Annotated in this window: 9 protein-coding genes and 1 pseudogene; 5 read left to right on the top strand and 5 right to left on the bottom strand. The window is 71.7% G+C overall.

Going from position 1 to position 14,696, the window contains the following annotated elements; genetic code table 11:
* Positions 1–43: 43 nt before the first annotated feature.
* Complete coding sequence (locus tag ACZ58X_RS26125) at positions 44–964, bottom strand: NADP-dependent oxidoreductase (protein WP_470336026.1); 921 nt, start codon at positions 962–964, stop codon at positions 44–46.
* Between the two features lie 406 nt (positions 965–1,370).
* Positions 1,371–2,405, bottom strand: coding sequence for a LacI family DNA-binding transcriptional regulator (locus ACZ58X_RS26130; protein ID WP_470336027.1), 1,035 nt, complete (start codon positions 2,403–2,405; stop codon positions 1,371–1,373).
* A gap of 210 nt (positions 2,406–2,615) precedes the next feature.
* On the opposite strand from ACZ58X_RS26130, the gene ACZ58X_RS26135 reads away from it, so the two are divergent.
* From ACZ58X_RS26135 to ACZ58X_RS26150, 4 genes are read left to right on the top strand one after another with little or no spacing between them, the layout of a single operon-like run.
* Positions 2,616–3,908 carry an ABC transporter substrate-binding protein gene (locus ACZ58X_RS26135; protein ID WP_470336028.1) on the top strand — a complete coding sequence of 431 codons (1,293 nt, stop codon included), beginning with the start codon at positions 2,616–2,618 and terminating at the stop codon, positions 3,906–3,908.
* Positions 3,905–4,801 carry a carbohydrate ABC transporter permease gene (locus tag ACZ58X_RS26140; RefSeq protein ID WP_470336029.1) on the top strand — a complete coding sequence of 299 codons (897 nt, stop codon included), beginning with the start codon at positions 3,905–3,907 and terminating at the stop codon, positions 4,799–4,801. Before ACZ58X_RS26135 ends, ACZ58X_RS26140 begins: the two co-directional genes overlap by 4 nt.
* On the top strand, positions 4,798–5,619 hold the full coding sequence (locus ACZ58X_RS26145) for a carbohydrate ABC transporter permease (RefSeq protein ID WP_470336030.1): 822 nt from the start codon (positions 4,798–4,800) through the stop codon (positions 5,617–5,619). Before ACZ58X_RS26140 ends, ACZ58X_RS26145 begins: the two co-directional genes overlap by 4 nt.
* Entirely contained in the window at positions 5,616–7,997 is a 2,382-nt protein-coding gene (locus ACZ58X_RS26150; protein ID WP_470336031.1) for a beta-xylosidase/alpha-l-arabinosidase, read from the top strand. Before ACZ58X_RS26145 ends, ACZ58X_RS26150 begins: the two co-directional genes overlap by 4 nt.
* 90 nt (positions 7,998–8,087) lie before the next feature.
* Here the strand turns inward: ACZ58X_RS26150 and ACZ58X_RS26155 are convergent, their stop codons facing one another.
* The 3 genes and pseudogenes from ACZ58X_RS26155 to ACZ58X_RS26165 form a co-directional block, all read right to left on the bottom strand.
* Complete coding sequence (locus tag ACZ58X_RS26155; RefSeq protein ID WP_470336032.1) at positions 8,088–9,071, bottom strand: extracellular catalytic domain type 1 short-chain-length polyhydroxyalkanoate depolymerase; 984 nt, start codon at positions 9,069–9,071, stop codon at positions 8,088–8,090.
* A 125-nt stretch (positions 9,072–9,196) separates the two neighbouring features.
* A complete protein-coding gene (locus tag ACZ58X_RS26160; RefSeq protein WP_470336033.1) occupies positions 9,197–10,618 on the bottom strand; it encodes a non-reducing end alpha-L-arabinofuranosidase family hydrolase in 1,422 nt (473 codons plus the stop codon).
* A 304-nt stretch (positions 10,619–10,922) separates the two neighbouring features.
* Positions 10,923–12,407, bottom strand: a pseudogene (locus ACZ58X_RS26165) (glycoside hydrolase family 10 protein); the annotation flags it as partial.
* A 1,244-nt stretch (positions 12,408–13,651) separates the two neighbouring features.
* Between ACZ58X_RS26165 and ACZ58X_RS26170 the strand changes: the two are divergent.
* Entirely contained in the window at positions 13,652–14,635 is a 984-nt protein-coding gene (locus ACZ58X_RS26170) for an ABC transporter substrate-binding protein (RefSeq protein WP_470336034.1), read from the top strand.
* Positions 14,636–14,696: the final 61 nt, after the last annotated feature.

Here is a 14,696-nt window from a genome sequence, read left to right on the forward strand (position 1 = left end):
GGACCTCGGCATTCAGCCCCCGGCCGCAGGGCTCTCGGGCCGGTCAGGGAACGATGACCAGCTTCCCGCGGGTGTGGCCGGTGCGGCTGGCGTCGAAGGCATCGGCCGTCCGCTCCAGCGGGAAGGTCTGCGCGACCTCCACGGTCAGGGCGCCACGGTCCGCCAGCGCCGCCAGCTCGGCGAGCGCGGAGCCGTCCGGGCGCACCCAGATCCACGCGCCGCCGTGCTCGGTCACCGTCGGATCGGCGACGGAGACGTGACGGCCGCCGCCGGCGAGCACGGCGAGCGTCGTCTCCAGCTGGCCGCCGACGAAGTCCGCGACGGTGGAGGCGCCGCCGGGTGCCAGCGCGCGCACCCGGTCGGCCAGCCCCTCGCCGTAGGTCACCGGCTCGGCGCCGAGCCTGCGCACGAAGTCGTGGTTGCGCTCCGAGGCGGTGCCGATCACCCGGGCCCCGCGGTCGCGGCCGAGCTGCACGGCGAGGCTGCCCACCCCGCCCGCCGCGCCGTGCACCAGGAGCACGTCGGCGGGGCCGACCTCAAGGCGCTGCAGGCTGCGCAGCGCGGTCAGGCCTGCCAGCGGCAGGCCGCCCGCCTGCTCCCAGCTGAGCGAGGCGGGCTTGCGCGCCACCGCGGGCGCGGAGACCGCGACGTACTCGGCGAAGGTGCCGGCCTGCACCACGTCCTTGCGGGCGTACGCCATCACCTCGTCCCCGGGCGCGAACTCGGGCGTGTCCGGGCCGGTGCGGGTGACCACGCCCGCCACGTCCCAGCCGGGGACGGCGGGGAAGACGGTGTCCATCATCGGGTCCAGCCCGCCCGCCATGACCTTCCAGTCGACGGGGTTGACGGAGGCGGCCCGGACCTGGATCAGCACCTGGCCGGGGCCCACCTTCGGATCGGGCACCTCGCCGTACCGAAGGCGGGAGTTGTCCGGGGCGTAGGAGCCGTAGGTCACCGCGCGCATGGACGGACCTCCAGGGGGTCGATGTGCCGGCCCCGCGCACCCCGGGGCGGGTGCGGAGGGCGCCGTCGGCCACGCTAGGCCGACGGCGCCCGTCCGGCATCCGGGCGAGGCCGTCGGAGGGGCCCCGGCCCCGCCGCGGACCGCGAGGGCAGCGGCCGAGGCGGGACGTCGGGAATCGCACCGGCGTGGTCCTTTCTCGTCGGGTGGGGCGAGGAGGGGGACGTGCGGTGTGCCGGGAACGCCGGAGGTGCGGGAGCGGCCGAGCGGTATCGAAAGTTTCGGATCATCCTCCGACTTCTGCAGGGGACGGTAGGGGCGGGCCCGACGGCCCGTCAACCTTTCTGACACGAACCGCTTCGGCCGGGTGCGCCACGGGCCCGGGGGACGGCTCGCGGCGCGGGCCGCCTCAGCCCGCGGGGGCGGGGGCGGGGGCCGGGGCGCCTCCTCGCGGCGGCGCCGTGCTGCTGCGTTCGACCAGGCTGGTGGCCAGGTCCACCCGCCGCGTCCCGGGCCGCGTGCCGCGGGCCAGGTCGATGACCAGCCTGGTCGCCACCTCGGCCATCTCCGTCAGCGGCTGGCGCACGGTGGTCAGCGGCGGCCCCACCCAGCGGGCCAGCGGCAGGTCGTCGAAGCCGACCACGCTGAGGTCCTCCGGGACGCGCAGCCCCAGCTCGCGGGCGGCCTCGTACAGGCCGAGCGCCTGGAGGTCGTTCCCGGCGAACACGGCGGTCGGCCGGTCCGGCATCGCGAGCAGGTCCCGGCCGAGCCGGTGCCCGGCCTCGTGGTGGAAGTCGCCCTCGCGGACGAGCCGCGGGTCGTACGGGATGCCCGCGATGTCGAGCGCGGCCCGGTAGCCGTCGGCCCGGGCCCGGCTGCACATCATCCGGGCGGGCCCGGCGATCAGGCCGATCCGGCGGTGGCCGAGGTCGAGCAGGTGCCGGGTGGCGGCGAGGCCGCCGTCCCAGTTGGTGGTGCCGACGGCGGGCACCTCCTGGCCCGGGTCGCCGGCCGGGTCCATCACCACGAAGGGGATGTCCCGGCTGGAGAGCTGCTCCCGCAGCGCGCGGTCCAGGTCGGACAGCACCAGCACCACGCCGGTCGGGCGGCGGGCGAGCACGCCGTCCACCCAGGACTGGCCGGGCCCGTTCCGTTCGGCGGACTCGGAGAGGACGATGCTCAGGCCCTCCTCGCGCACGACGTTCTCGACGCCGCGGATCACCTCCACCGCCCAGGCGCTCTCCAGTTCGTGGAAGACCAGCTCCAGCAGCGGGTTGGCCTGGCGGTTGCCGCGCCGCCGGTAGCCGTGCCGGTGCAGCAGCTCCTCCACCCGCTCCCGGGTGGCCGGGGCGACGTCGGCCCGGCCGTTCAGGACTTTCGAAACCGTCGGTGCGGAGACCCCGGCCTCCTGTGCGATCTCGGCGAGCGTTGCCGCTCTGGTCATGAGTTCCTCCTGCACTGCCCCTGCTGGGCGAACTCCGCTGCGGACATGGGTGGGACGACGCGCCCTGAGGCCGTGCCGTACCGCAGGGATGCTAGCCCCAGCCGAGCCGAAACCGATCCCGTCAGATCCCTTGACGAGCTGTCAGCACGGACCTAGGTTTCCCACAACATTCGCTGACTCGCTCGAAATATTCGAATCAGAGGGCAGGATATGGGATCGAGAATCGCCGCGGTCGCCGCGGCCACCGTGCTCGTCCTCGGCACCACCGCCGCATGCGGCTCCGGAGGCGGCTCCTCCGACTCCGGCTCCGGGACGATCCACGTGCTGGTCTACGGTGACGCCGCCAACAAGGTCGAGAAGCGGCTCGTCGAGACCTTCAACAAGACCTCCAAGGTCAAGGTGGTGCTGGACACCATTCCCGGCGCGGACTACCAGCAGAAGCTGCAGACCGTGATCAACACCTCGCGAGCCCCCGACGTCTTCTTCAACTGGGGCGGCGGCTCCATCCAGCCGTTCGTCAAGGCGGGACTGCTGCTGCCGCTGGACGACTTCATCGCCAAGGACCCGGGCCTGAGGGACAACTTCCTGCCCGCGGTCTTCAACTCGGCCGTGGTGGACGGCAAGCCGTACGGCGTGCCGATGCGCGGCACCCAGCCGGTGCTGCTGTTCCACAACAAGCAGGTGCTCGCGGACGCCGGGCTCACCCCGCCGAAGACCTGGGACGAACTGGTCGCCGCCACCAAGGCGTTGAAGGCCAAGGGGATCACCCCGATCGCGCTCGGCGGCGGGGACCAGTGGCCGACCCTGATGTGGTTCGAGTACCTCTACGACCGGATCGCCGGCCCCGAACTGTTCCAACGCGCGCTGAGCGGCGACAAGGCCGCCTGGGGGAGCGAGGACAGCCGCAAGGCGCTGAGCACCCTCAAGGAACTGGTCGACGCCGGCGCCTTCGGCAGCAACTTCGACTCCGTCAAGTTCACCGACGGAGGCTCCCCGGCCCTGGTCGCCAAGGGCAAGGCCGCCTTCGAACTGATGGGCTCCTGGTACTACTCCACGCAGCAGGACGCCAACCCCGACTTCGCCAGGTCCGGCCTCGGCTACACCGGCTTCCCCTCCGTGGGCGGCGGCAAGGGCGACCCGGCCGCCGTCGTCGGCAACACCAACAACTTCTACTCCGTCCTGAGGAAGACCAAGTACCCGGAGGCCGCCGCCGCCTTCCTCAAGCTGATGTACTCCGACGACTTCGTGAAGGCGCAACTGGCCATCGGCAACCTGCCGACCACCACCAGCACCGCCGACTTCCTCGACCTCTCGGCCAGCCCCGCCTACTCCAAGGCCCAGTACGAGCTGGTGAAGGCCGCCCCCTCCTTCCAGCTCTCCTGGGACCAGGCGTACCCGCCGAGCGCCATGACCCCCATGTACACCGCCGTCCAGCAGTTCTTCGACGGCAGGATCGACACCGACGGCTTCATCAAGGCCATGAGCGCCTTGCCGACCTCATGACCCGCCCCGCGCGCCCCGCCGCGGCGGCGACCCGCCCGGGCTTCGTGTGGGCGCTGCCCGCAGCGGTGTTCTTCCTGCTGTTCGCGTTCCTGCCGCTGGCCCTGGTCGCCGTGCTGTCCTTCACCAGCTGGGACGGCATCGGCGAACCGCACTTCAACGGCCTGGACAACTGGACCTCCCTGTTCGACGACCCGGTGATGCTCCAGTCCGTCTGGACCACCCTGCTGCTCACCGCCCTCGGCGTGGCCGTGCAGACGCCGGTCAGCATCCTGATCGGCGTCTGGGCCGCCGGCCATCAGCGCAACCGGGCGGTCCTCTCCGCGATCTACTTCGTGCCGCTGCTGCTCTCGGCCACCGCCGTCTCGGTGGTGTGGCGGGCCGTACTCGACCCCAACTTCGGCGTCCCCGCCCAGCTCACCTGGCTGTTCGGCGACGGCAACCTGCTCGGCACCAAGGGCGGCGCGATCGCCGTGCTGACCTTCGTCGGCGTGTGGCAGTACACCCCGCTGCACGCGCTGCTCTACCAGGGCGGCGCCCGGGCCGTCCCCCAGGTGCTCTACCAGGCGGCCGCCATCGACGGGGCGGGCCGGGTGCGCCAGTTCTTCCACATCACCCTGCCGCAGCTGCGCAACACCGTCGTCACCTCGGTGATCCTCATGGTCGTCGGCGGCCTGACCACCTTCGACACGGTGCTGATCCTCACCCAGGGCGGACCGGGCACCGACACCACCGTCACCGCCTACTACATGTACCAGAAGGCTTTCAAGGGCTTCGAGTTCGGCCCGGGCTCGGCCGTCGCCCTGGTCCTCGTGGTGGTCGCCACCCTGATCTCGATCGTGCTGGTCCGGCTCTCCGGCTACGACCGCATGCGCGGCACGACGGAGGGCATGTGACGCGCCGCCGCCCCAACGTCCTGGCCGGCTTCGGCTCCCTGGTCTGGCTGGCGCTGATCGGCCTGCCCCTGTACGTCCTGCTGATCGCCACCTTCCGCACCCGCTCCGACTACTCCACCGAGGGCCCGCTGAGCCCGCCCGCCCAGTGGACCCTGCAGAACTACCTGGACGACTTCTCCAACGGCTTCGGGCAGGACTTCCTCAACACCCTGACCGTCACCGCCGGCGTGGTCGCCATCGTGCTGCTGGTCGTCCCCCCGCTCGCCTACGCCATCGTGCGCGCCCGCGGCCGGGCCACCGGCTGGATCTTCCGGCTGTTCCTGCTGGGCCTGGCGATCCCCGCCCAGGCGGTGATCGTGCCGATGTTCTACGTCATGAACCAGACCGGGCTGTACGACCACCTGATCGGCATCGTCCTGCCCACCGCCGCCTTCTGCCTGCCCGTCTGCACCCTGGTGCTGACCGGGGCGATGCGCGACATCAGCCCCGAGCTGTACGAGGCGATGGCGATGGACGGCGCCTCCCCGGCCCGGGTCTTCCGGCAGCTGGTGATCCCGCTGTCCAAGGGCGGGCTGTCCTCGATCACCGTCTTCGCCGCGCTCCAGGCGTGGAACGGCTTCCTCTTCCCGCTGATCCTCACCCAGTCCGACAGCACCAAGGTCATCACTCTCGGCCTGTACGACTTCCAGACCGAACACGGCGTGGACGTGCCCGCACTGCTCAGCGCCGTCGTGCTGTCCATGCTCCCCATCCTCGTCGTCTACCTGTTCGCCCGCCGCGCCCTGGTCCAGGGCCTGACGGGCGTGGGAGGAAAATGAACCACCGCCAGCGCACGGAGACCGCGCCCGCCTGGCGGGACGCCGGGCTCACCCCGCAGGCCAGGGCCGACGCCCTGATCGCGGCGATGACGCTCCGGGAGAAGACCGCCCAACTGGTCGGCCTGTGGGTCGGGGCCGACGGCGAGGGCGACGAAGTCGCCCCCCACCAGCACGACATGGAGGAGCCGCCCGACCTCGACACCCTGCTGCCGTACGGACTCGGCCAGCTGACCCGCCCGTTCGGCACGGCCCCGGTCGACCCGGCGATCGGCGCGCTCTCCCTGCTGCGCACCCAGCAGCGCATCGCCGCCGCCAACCGCTTCGGCATCCCCGCGCTGGCCCACGAGGAGTGCCTGGCCGGCTTCGCCGCCTGGGGCGCCACGGCCTACCCCGTGCCGCTGTCCTGGGGCGCCACCTTCAACCCGGACCTCGTCCGTACGACGGCCGCCGCCATCGGGCACGACCTGCGGGCCGTCGGCGTGCACCAGGGCCTCGCGCCGGTGCTCGACGTGGTCCGCGACGCCCGCTGGGGCCGGGTCGAGGAGACGATCGGCGAGGACCCGTACCTCGTCGGCACCGTCGCCACCGCCTACGTCCAGGGCCTGGAGTCGGCCGGGGTCGTCGCCACCCTCAAGCACTTCGCCGGGTACTCCGCCTCCCGGGCCGGGCGCAACCTCGCCCCCGTCTCCATGGGCCCGCGCGAGCGCGCCGACGTCATCCTGCCGCCCTTCGAGATGGCCGTGCGCGAAGGGCGGCCCCGCTCGGTCATGCACGCCTACACCGACACCGACGGCCTCCCCTCCGCCGCCGACCAGGACCTCCTCACCGGCCTGCTCCGGGACACCTGGGGCTTCACCGGCACCGTCGTCGCCGACTACTTCGGCATCGCCTTCCTCAAGACCCTGCACGGCGTCGCCGAGGACCGGTCCGACGCCGCCGGCCTGGCCCTGGGCAGCGGGGTCGACGTCGAACTGCCGACCGTCGACACCTTCGGACAGCCCCTGTTCGACGCCGTCGTCTCGGGCACCGTCCCGGAACGGCTGATCGACCGGGCGCTGCGCCGCGTCCTCGTCCAGAAGGCCGAACTCGGGCTGCTGGACGAGGACTGGAACCCCGTCCCGGCCGCCCTCGCCGACGCGGACCTGGGCGAGCCGCGGGCGCTGCGCGGCCGGATCGACCTGGACGGGCCCGCCAACCGCGCACTCGCCGCCGAACTCGCCGAACAGGCCGTGGTGCTGCTGCGCAACGACGGCCTGCTGCCCCTGCGCGACCCGGCCCGGATCGCGCTGATCGGCCCGAACGCCGACGTGCCCACCGCGGTGCTCGGCTGCTACTCCTTCCCCGTCCACGTCGGCAGCCAGCACCCGGACACCCCGCCCGGCCTCGAACTCCCCACTCTGCGGGAGGCGCTGGAGGCGGAGTTCCCCGGCAGCGAGCTGCGGACGGTGCGGGGCGTGACGGTCGACGGCGAGTCCACCGCCGGCATCGTCGAGGCCGTCCGCGCCGCCGAGCGGGCGGACGCGGTGGTGCTCGCCCTCGGCGACCGCGCCGGACTGTTCGGGCGCGGCACCAGCGGCGAGGGCTGCGACGTCGAGTCGCTCGAACTCCCGGGAAGGCAGCGGCAGTTGCTGGAAGCAGTGCTGGACACCGGGACACCGGTGGTGCTCACCCTGCTCGCCGGGCGGCCGTACGCGCTCGGCCGGGCCGTCACCGAGGCGGCCGGGATCGTCCAGTGCTTCTTCCCCGGCCAGGCCGGCACCCGGGCCCTCGCGGGCGTGCTCAGTGGGCGCGTCAACCCGTCCGGGCGGCTGCCCGTCTCCGTCCCCGCCCACCCCGGCGTCCAGCCCTCCACCTACCTGGCCGCCCGGCTGGCGCAGGCGGGCGAGGTCTCCAGCACCGACCCGACCCCCGCCTTCGGCTTCGGACACGGCCTCGGCTACACCGAGTTCGCCTGGTCCGACCTGGACGTGCAGCAGGCCGAGACCGGCACCGACGGCGCGTTCCGCCTCAGCTTCCTGCTGCGCAACACCGGCGCCCGGGCCGGTACCGACGTGGTGCAGCTGTACCTCCACGACCCGGTGGCCACGGTGGTCCAGCCGGTGCAGCGGCTGGTCGGCTACCGGCGGATCGAGCTGGCCCCCGGAGCGGCCTGCCGGGTGGAGCTGACCCTCCCCGCCGACCTGGCCTCCTTCACCGGGCGGGACGGCCGGCGGACCGTCGAACCCGGCGCCCTGGAGCTTCGGATCTCCGCCTCCAGCACCGACGCCCGCCTCACCGCACCGCTGCGCCTCACCGGCCCGGTCCGCCCGCTCGACCACACCCGGCGGCTGCACCCGACCGTCACCGTCCACCGCCTCCCGTCCGCCACGACCCCGTAGCGGGGTTCCCGGGCAGTTCGACTCGTGAGCCGCCGCCGCCCCTCGGCCGGGGCGGCGGCGGCTGGTTCGGGGCGGCCGGGAGCCGTCGGCTCAGCCGTGGTGCGGCTGCCGGGTGCCCGGGGCGGTGGCGGCGGAGCTGGCGTCCAGGCCCATGAAGTGGACGGCGTCGGCGGCCATCGGTGTGCCCTGGATGGGGAGTTGGTGGCCGGCGCCGACGATGCTGTACGTCTCGACCTGCGTCCTGCCGGAGCGGTCGGCGTACCGGGACCGGTTCCAGTCGGCGGCCGGGGTGTCCGTCGAGGACGGGGTCCGGCCCACGCCGAGGACGTTCGTCCACTGCTTGGTCTCTTCGCCGAGGTCGCGGTGGTTCAGGACGGGGTCGGCGGTGCCGTGCCACAGCTGCACGCGGGGACGGGGCCCGTTGTAGCCGGGGTCGGCGCGGCGCGCCAGGTCGCCCCACTGCTGCGCGGTCATGGAGACCTGGCCTCCGGCGCAGGCGCCGTTCCAGCCGCGCACGGTGCCCGTGTGGAAGCAGTGGTAGGGCACGCCCATGAACGCGGCGCCCGCCGTGAACACGTCCGGGTAGTCCGCGAGCATGACGTTCGTCATCATGCCTCCCGAGGACTCGCCGGTGACGTACACGGCGCCGGGGTTGCCGCCGTAGTGCTGTTCCGTGTACGTGATCATCGACATCAGCCCGACCGGGTCACTGCCGCCGTTGCGGGTCAGCGCCTGGTCGGAGGAGACGTCCCAACAGCTGCCGCCGGGGCTGGTCGAGGGGTAGACAACGACGAAGCCGTACCGGTCGGCCAGCCCCGCGAAGTCCGTGCTGGAGTACATGTACGGCCCGGAGCCCTGGCAGCCGTGCAGCGCCAGCAGGATCGCCGGGTGCGGCTTGACGCCGTTCGGGACGTACACGTACATCTGCAGGTCGGTCGGATTGTTGCCGAAGGCCGTGATCCGGGTCAGTGCGGCGGCGGCGGCCGGGGGAGCGGCGGACAGGCTCGCCCCTGACGCGGCGCCGACCGCGAGTAGTAGGGCGAGCAGGCGGGACTTCGGGTGCCGGGAGCGCACGAGGGAACCCCTTCTCTGTGGGCGGTTGACGCCGGTGCCGGTGCCGATGCCGGTGCCGGTGCGAACGGTCCGGAACGGGCCCGCCCGTCAACGGGCCCGCCCGTCAACGGGCGGGCCCGGTCGGGTCAGTGCTGGAGGGTGAGGAGGGCGGGGCGCCAGGGGAGTTGGTCGTAGGGGGCGGTGGAGCCGGGGGTCATGCCCTGGTAGAGGAGTTGGAGGTTGCAGGGGTCGATGGTCATGGTCTGGTCGGGGTTGTTGCGGACGAGGTCGCCGTGGCTGATGTCGTTGGTCCAGGTGGCGCCGGCGTTGGCCTTGCCGGCGAAGGGGTTGGTCTCGGTGGCGGCTTGGGGGGTCCAGGTGCCGTTGAGGCTGGTGGCGGTGAAGGAGCGGAAGTAGCGTTGCTCGTTGGTGCCGCGGGCTTCGACGATCATGAGGTACTGGTTCCGGTCCTTGACCTTGTAGACCTGGGGTGCTTCGAAGAGGTTCTTCACCGTGTCGGTCATGACGGTGGTGTACGAGGAGCCGAAGTTGCCGGGGAAGTTGCCGATGGGCATGCTGGCCCGGTAGATGCTGCCGTTGTCGCCGGCGAAGAACAGGTACATGTTCTGGTCGTCACCGATCAGGGTCTGGTCGATCGGGGCGGCGCCGGGGATGCCGCCGGTGAACAGGGGCTGCGGTGCGGACCAGCCGTTGGGGTTGGTCGGGTCGCTGGAGGTGCGGTAGATGAACGGCCACGCGCCCCACTGGTAGGCGAGCACCCAGATGTTCTTCGGTGCGAAGTAGAACAGGGTGGGCGCCACCGCGTTCTCGTTCATCCCGGTCTGCGGGGCGGAGGCCATGTCCGACCAGTTGGTGAAGGGGGCGAACGCCATCGAGCCGTAGGACTTCCCGGACACGTTCGACGCGTACACCAGGTGCTTGCCGTTGTACGTGACGTTGGTGAAGTCCTTCACCGCGGTCCAGCCGTTGGCCGGTTGCGCCAGCGGGCCCGTCGAGGACCAGCGGTAGGTCGACGGCAGCGGGCAGGTGCCGCCCGGCGGGGTGGACCCGGACAGGCCGCTCCACTGCTGGTTCGCTGTGCCGGTGCACGGCCAGATCTGCACGGCCGTGCCGTTGGCCGTGGCCCCGCCCGCGACGTCCAGGCACAGCCCGGACTCCACGCCGACGACGCTGCCGTCGGAGTTCACCCGCCACTGCTGGTTCGCGCCGCCGGTGCACGTCCAGATCTGCACCCGGGTACCGGCCGTGGTGGCGTGGCCGGGCACATCCAGGCACTTGTTTCCGTACACCGTCAGCTCGTTGGCGGAGGTCGCCGTCCACTGTTGGTTGGTCCCGCCCCAGCAGTCGTAGATCTGCAGGGCGGTGCCATCGGCCTGCCCGGCGTTCTGCACGTCGAGACACCGCCCGGAGCCCGCACCGCGCAGGGCGCCGGTGCCGGCCGCCTGGGCCGGGTTGGCGACGACCATCGTCGCCAGTGCCGCCACGACCGCGAGTACGGCCGTGAGCGCCGTGGACAGGCGCCGGTAGGTGGAACTTCGTCTGCGCATGGGGATCTCCAGTGGGAATGGGCGGAACTGTCGCACGCCTTCGTCATCGTTGGGCTCCGGGTGCGGCGTGCGTACGCTCCGGGAGCCGGCTATCGGCCGGCGCGGGTACCCGCGCCTCGGCCCGTACGGGGTCGGGGACTCCGTACCTACGGCGGCCCGTGCCTCTGCCGGGCCTCCGGGATCGTGGTCGGGCCGCGTCGGGGCACCTGGCGGGTCGTCCGCCCCGGTGGCTCCCGGCGGCCTTCGGCGGGCACGGGGCGGGAGAGGTGCTCCCCCGCCCCGCCCCCGCCTGCGGGTCAGTTCACCTGAAAATCCAGTGCTGGTTGGCGCCGCCCCAGGAGTCCCAGATCTGGACGGGGGTGCCGTTGCCGGTCTGGCCGCCCGGGGTCTCCAGGGCGCGGCCGCTGGCGACGTTGACGAGGGTGTACGAGCCGTCGCCGTTCCGGCCGGCCCTCCAGTGCTGGTTGGCGCCGCCGTTGGCGTCCCGGACCGTCACCCTCGTTCCGTTGCCCGTCCCGCCGCCCGGTTCGTCCAGGACCTTGCCGCTGGCGGTGTTGGTCAGCGTGTACGAGCCGTCGCCGTTCCGGTCGGCGCGCCACTGCTGGTTGGCGGCGCCGCCGGCGTCCCACACCTGGAGCGGGGTGCCGTTGCCGTTCTGCCCGGCGGGCTCGTCGAGGACGCGTCCGGCGGCCACGTCGGAGAGCGTGTAGACCGTGCCGGAGGTGATGCCGCCGCCCGGTGTGCCGCCGCCCGGTGTGCCGCCGCCTCCGCCCAGGGCGCTGAGCACCGCGCCGTAGGCGGCCTTCTTGGTTCCGTTGTTGTCGAACAGCAGCGGGTTCTCGCCGGTGCGCCAGGAGTCGCTGTCGCGGATGCCCCAGACCGTGATGCCGGTGCAGCGGGCGACGCTCAGGCATGCCTTGACGGTGTCGGCGTAGGCGGTGGCGGGGGCCTGGGCGATGTCGAGTTCGGTGATCTGGACGTCCACGCCGAGTGCGGCGAAGTCGGCCAGGGTGGTCCGGTAGCTGGGCGGGGGGCCGCCGGCGCCGAAGTGGCTCTGGAAGCCGACGCAGTCGATGGGCACGCCGCGGGACTTGAAGTCCTTGACCATGCTGTAGACGCCCTGGGTCTTGGCGTCGGACCAGTTCTCGATGTTGTAGTCGTTGTAGCAGAGCTTGGCCGACGGGTCGGCGGTGCGGGCGGTGCGGAAGGCCTCCTCGATGAAGCCGTCGCCCAGCACGCGCTGGAACACGGAGTCGCGGTGCCGGCCGCTGCCGTCGTCGCTGAACGCTTCGTTGACCACGTCCCAGGCGTAGATCTTCCCCTTGTAGTGGGACATCTCCTGGGTGATGTGGTTGTTCATCACGCTGCGCAGGGTGTTGGCGTCGCCGGTGGACTTGACCCAGTCGGGCAGTTGGGAGTGCCAGACCAGGGTGTGGCCGCGCATGCGCTGGCCGTGCGCGGAGGCGTGGCTGACGATCGAGTCGGCGGGAGCGAAGGTGAACGATCCGCGTGAGGGCTCGATGGTGTCCCACTTCATCTCGTTCTCCGGGGTCACCATGGTGAACTCCCGGTCGGCGATGGCGGAGTACGTCGGGTCGCCGAGCCTGCCCGAGGCCACGGCCGTACCGAAGTAGCGACCGCTGTCGGCGGCCGCCGCACCCAGCGTGGTCCCTCCGGCGGCGTGGGCCGCCGGGCTCGCGGTGGCGGCGGCCGTGACCGAGCCGGCGAGCAGGCAGGCGGCGGTCGTGAGGACCGCGCGGAGACCGGGTTTCTGCTTGAGCCATGGCATGACGGATCGTTCTCCTTGTGGGTGGGGGAATCCTGCGTACCGCTCGGGAACCGGCTGTGCGTCCTGACGCCGGTTCCGGAGCGGGCACTCGGCCGGTCCGTTCCGTTCCGATCCGTGCTGGTCCGGTCCGGCCGAGCGGGGCGGGCGGTGTGCGTGCGGGGAGGTCGGGCCGGCGGGGATCGGCCTGGCTGCAAGCCCCGTTAACGCTCACAATTCATCGTGGGCAGACGTGCGGCTTGACCTGGCAGGTCGGTTCTGACGGGCCGGCCCTGGCGGGTGGTGTCAGGGCTTCGCGCGACGGCGGGCCGTCAGGTCACACCGCAGGAGCTCGCGGGCGCGCCGGAGCACGCTCTGCGGGCGTCCCGCCAAGGGCGCTTCGTCGTACGGCTCTTGGGGGTGCGGAGAATTCACGACGGTGATCCGTCCTGCTGATGGGAGTGGGGGCATCCCTGCGGCACCGGCGGCCGTGGTGGGTGGGTCGGCCGGACGGTGTCGCGCAGCGGTGCGGGTGGGACCGGCTTGGCATCGACACGGCCGCACCCTCCGCCGGTCGGCGAAGACGGCCCCGGATCGATCCGGCGCCGTCGGGACGTGTCGACGGCGACAGTGTTGACTGGAGCCCGACAAGCTGTCAACGGTTTCGGCAAGGGCATCGAAAGCCTCCCGACCCTCCGGTGGGCCGGGAGGCCGATCAGGTGCTCGGCGTTCGGGGCACATGCAGGAACTTGTCCGGGATCTCGCCGATTTCCGACGGTCACTCCGCAGCGCAGACCGCGATCCGCGCCGGCGAACGTGCTCGAAAGTTTCGGCGATCCCTCGGCCGCCGAGAAGAGCCCTCCGCCTCGACGGGGACGTGCCGCCGTCGGCCGACCGTCGGGTCCTGAGTCCGCCTCCGGATGTCTGTTAGCGCTCACAGGTGCCGTCCGGGCGAGGCCCCAGGGCTGCGGCGCCGCCGCACGACGAGGTGACGGTTGGTCGGGATCGGGCCAGGCGCTCCGCACGCGACGGCGAGAGTGTCGCGATGTGCTCCTTCGCGTGAGCCAACTGCTCATGTTTTCGGCGAGTTGACGGTGCTTCGGGCCGCCCTCGGTGACCCGGTCAAGATTGGGTAACGGGGTGCAAGAGCCTTGCCGGTGCCATTTGTGAGCGCTAACAATCTGTTCCGAGCGAAACGGCGTCGACACCTCACGTTCACGTGACGGGTGCCGCTCGCGCGATCGACGATCCCGAGAGGAAGTCCCACCATGTCCAAGAGAGCTGCGGCGGCCCTGGTCGCCGGTGCGATGGTCACCGTCCTCACCGCGTGTGGTTCCGGCAGTGGCGGGGGCTCGGCAGACAAGGGAGCCGGCCACAAGCTCGTCGTGGGCTTCTCGCAGGTCGGCGCGGAGAGTGGCTGGCGTACCGCGAACACCAAGTCGATCCAGGAGTCCGCGAAGAAGGCCGGCATCGAGCTGAAATTCTCCGACGCGCAGCAGAAGCAGGAGAACCAGATCAAGGCGATCCGCTCGTTCATCCAGCAGAAGGTCGACGTGATCGCCTTCTCGCCGGTGGTGGAGTCGGGTTGGGACACCGTGTTGAAGGAGGCGAAGGACGCCAAGATTCCGGTGATCCTCACCGACCGCGCGGTGGACTCCAAGGACGACTCGCTCTACGTCTCCTTCCTCGGCTCGGACTTCGTCGAGGAGGGCAAGAAGGCCGGCGACTGGCTGGTGAAGGAGTACCAGGGCAAGTCCGACGAGGTGAACATCGTCGAACTGCAGGGCACCACCGGCTCGGCGCCGGCCAACGACCGCAAGGCGGGCTTCGGTGACGTGATCAAGGCGGACGCGAAGTTCAAGGTGGTGGCCTCGCAGACCGGCGACTTCACCCGCGCGAAGGGCAAGGAGGTCATGCAGGCCTTCCTGAAGGCCCAGCCGAAGATCGACGTGCTGTACGCGCACAACGACGACATGGCGCTGGGGGCCATCCAGGCGATCGAGGAGGCCGGCAAGAAGCCGGGCACCGACATCAGGGTCATCTCGGTGGACGGGGTCAAGGACGCCTTCACGGCGATGACCCAGGGCAAGATCAACGTCGATGTGGAGTGCAACCCGATCCTCGGCGACCAGCTGATGGACCTGGTGAAGAAGGTCAAGGCCGGCGAGCAGGTGCCGAAGCGGATCAAGACGCAGGAGGGTGTCTTCACCCAGGACCAGGCCGCTGCCGCGCTGCCGACCCGCCAGTACTGAACGGGCCCGCCCGCCCGGGGAGTGATCGGCGGATCACTTCCCGGGCGGACAGGGTCGCACG

It is taken from the genome of Kitasatospora sp. NPDC040550, from assembly GCF_055594965.1.

Bases quoted from the DNA above. Each gene is read 5' to 3' on its own strand.
- ACZ58X_RS26130 (WP_470336027.1), bottom strand. From the start codon at position 2,405: ATGACCAGAGCGGCAACGCTCGCCGAGATCGCACAGGAGGCCGGGGTC.
- ACZ58X_RS26140 (WP_470336029.1), top strand. From the start codon at position 3,905: ATGACCCGCCCCGCGCGCCCCGCCGCGGCGGCGACCCGCCCGGGCTTC.
- ACZ58X_RS26125 (WP_470336026.1), bottom strand. From the start codon at position 964: ATGCGCGCGGTGACCTACGGCTCCTACGCCCCGGACAACTCCCGCCTT.
- ACZ58X_RS26160 (WP_470336033.1), bottom strand. From the start codon at position 10,618: ATGCGCAGACGAAGTTCCACCTACCGGCGCCTGTCCACGGCGCTCACG.
- ACZ58X_RS26150 (WP_470336031.1), top strand. From the start codon at position 5,616: ATGAACCACCGCCAGCGCACGGAGACCGCGCCCGCCTGGCGGGACGCC.
- ACZ58X_RS26170 (WP_470336034.1), top strand. From the start codon at position 13,652: ATGTCCAAGAGAGCTGCGGCGGCCCTGGTCGCCGGTGCGATGGTCACC.
- ACZ58X_RS26135 (WP_470336028.1), top strand. From the start codon at position 2,616: ATGGGATCGAGAATCGCCGCGGTCGCCGCGGCCACCGTGCTCGTCCTC.